Here is a 2,595-nt window from a genome sequence, read left to right on the forward strand (position 1 = left end):
CTCAGTCGAGCATTAGATCTTGGGCTGAGCTTTAGCGCCGCCGACCTCTTCCAAGCCCCTGTTCTGAAGGAACTTGCATTGAAGATTCGTGCGGAGCGACAGCCCAGTGACCGGGGAGTGATTTCCGTTCGACCAACCGGATCGCAGCCACCGCTCTTCTTTGTCCCCACAGGTTTTGGAGACTGTTCCTATGTCCTCGGTTTGGTGGCGGAAATGCATGTGGACTGCCCCGTCTACGCTCTGCCATGGCCGCCCTTCAATGACGCTTGTCCACCAACTCTTGAGGCGATGGCCGCAGAGGTGATCCTTGCTATTAAAGAGATCCAGCCACGGGGCCCATACCGCTTTGCTGGATACTCATCAGGTGCAATCCTGGCTTATGCAATTGTCGAGCACTTACTGAGTATCGACGAAGTCGTGTCATTCATGGCGTTCATCGATGTTACTCTACCTGCAGAGTTTTCGAACGCATCATTTATCAATCTGGCGCGAGAATTTGTTTTGGGGCGTTGTGGAATCTTGCATGATGAACACCGCGAGGTCTTGGAACGCTACAGTGAACAATGTTCCATTACTGAGTTGCTTGAAAAGGCGCGGCAAATAGGAGCGTTACCCCCAGATCACGATCTCCACAGTGACGTTTCGATGTATCAAAGGGCCGCGAAATTTCACCGGGCACTACAGTCGTATCGAGTTCCGTCGCTCCCAATTGAGATACATCAGTTTTATGCCAGCGAGCCTCTCATCAGTCGTTGGGTACCACCCGACAAACAACTAGATCGCAGGGCAAACTTGCCAAAGCGGGATTGGGACCTAGTTTTGAATGCGGGATCCATTCATGCGGTACCGGTGCCAGGCAACCACGCGACAATGGTGAGCAATCCAGAAAACCGCCAAGTTCTGGCTCGGGCCATTGCAACGGCCTTAATCGGGACTCTCAAATAGACCCAAAGAACTTTCTCCGAATGTTCTGAGTTCGAAGGTCAGTCTCGAGCCCCAAATACCCCACAAGGCGGGAATCGGCTCGGTGGTCCAAGTTGTGAAGCAGCCGATATGTGGCCCGCCGCCCGCTCTGATCGACGTCGAAGTGTTCAAAAAGCTCAACGGGGCCAAATAATGGAGATTATCACGATTGATCAACAGAACATCACGGTCGGCATTCGTCCAATAGAAAGGGGCGACGAATCCACCTTGTACACTTCCGAAGTTATGTCTATGGGACGCGCCGTTTCCAAAGTCCGCCGCGAAAGCGGTGCCGCAAGGGTAGCTGCCCGAACACTTCTTGGGCAGCTGGGATTCCCACCAATGCCGATCTTAAAGACGCGCTCTGGTGTTCCGATCTGGCCAGCCGGCGTCGTCGGATCTTTGGCGCACCACGATACAGTAGCAGCCGCCGCTATTGCAGGGACGAAAAGGATTGCAGCTCTCGGCATCGACATTGAGCCTAATGAACCTCTGCCGGAGAACCTGATCGAATTGATTGCCACCCCTAGCGAGCAGCGCATGTACGATCTACATACGCTCAAGCGGCGGGATCTCTTTGTTTTGAAAGAGGCAGTGTATAAGGCGTATTTTCCTCTGGACAACCAGTTTCTTGAGTTCCAGGACGTGGAAATTAATATCTTTGCGCGATCAGGACACGTGTCGAAGGCAAATTGCACGTTTTCGCTCGAGTTACTTATTTCCAAGAATGTAATCGGGTTGGCGTATTCACGGCCGAATTAAGTGGAAGAGCCTACCCAAGATCAGCAATCAAACCCGCCTCAAGCAATGGACTGACAGCGGCGCTGTCCCAGTTGTTCGGGCATAACCAGCTCGTTCGCGCGTTCCTTCATCCGGTCGCAGGGAAAACCGTGCCGCTCATGGAGTGCAAGTGTGGGGAACGTATTTGGAGCAACTAGACTGTTCGTGAAATGGTGTCTTAATGCGCGTACTGCATGACCCGGATGGCAAGAATATCGGCGGCACACTGGCTGCGTCTACCGCCCACCGATCCTCTGCCACAGCCAACGCGCCACCGCGGCGGGCGAGGAGTTTGCATCACTGCCGCTGGCGCGCAAATTGGCATCTCGCATCGTCGCGATGTCGATCCGGCCTAGCAGCGGCTTCAGCGCTTCCTGTAACGCCGCATCGTGCGCGCGCCGCGGTGCCAGCAGCAGGACCGCATCATAGGGCGGAATCGCGTGCTGGGGATCGGCCAGCGTCACCAGGTCGTATTCCTTGATCCGCCCCTCGCTGGTATAGCCCGCGATGACGTCGACGTCGCCGCTAGCCACTGCCGCATACATGAAATCCGGCTGCATCTGCCGTTGCGTGCGGAATGAGAGTCCGTAGGCCTTGTGCAGGGCGATCCATTCGGGGCGCGAGAAGAACTCGTAGTCGCCGGCAATCGACAGCGTCGGCGCGTGCGCAGCCAAGTCGGTGATCGAATGAATACCGAGTACATCGGCGCGCTGCCGCGGCATCACCAGCGCATAGGCGTTCTCGAAACCGAGCGCGCCGAGCAGAGTGATGTCCTGTTGTGCCAGGATCTCCTTCAACTCGGCGAGCAATGTTTCGCGCGGCGGCATATCGGTGCGGTGAAACTGGTTGACC

3 protein-coding genes are annotated in these 2,595 nt (G+C 55.6%); 2 read left to right on the forward strand and 1 reads right to left on the reverse strand.

The genetic code is table 11. From position 1 onward, the window contains the following. Window positions 1-945: thioesterase domain-containing protein (locus H8B02_RS46755; RefSeq protein ID WP_229172441.1), on the forward strand; the 945-nt coding region annotated here is incomplete at its 5' end. A 171-nt stretch (window positions 946-1,116) separates the two neighbouring features. Then, window positions 1,117-1,725: a 4'-phosphopantetheinyl transferase family protein gene (locus H8B02_RS46760; protein WP_229172442.1), complete on the forward strand. Its 609-nt coding sequence runs from the start codon at window positions 1,117-1,119 to the stop codon at window positions 1,723-1,725. A 254-nt stretch (window positions 1,726-1,979) separates the two neighbouring features. Here the strand turns inward: H8B02_RS46760 and H8B02_RS46765 are convergent. After that, window positions 1,980-2,595: glycine betaine ABC transporter substrate-binding protein (locus tag H8B02_RS46765; protein ID WP_283842326.1), on the reverse strand; the 616-nt coding region annotated here is incomplete at its 5' end.

This window comes from Bradyrhizobium altum (genome assembly GCF_020889705.1).
Taxonomy (GTDB): domain Bacteria; phylum Pseudomonadota; class Alphaproteobacteria; order Rhizobiales; family Xanthobacteraceae; genus Bradyrhizobium; species Bradyrhizobium altum.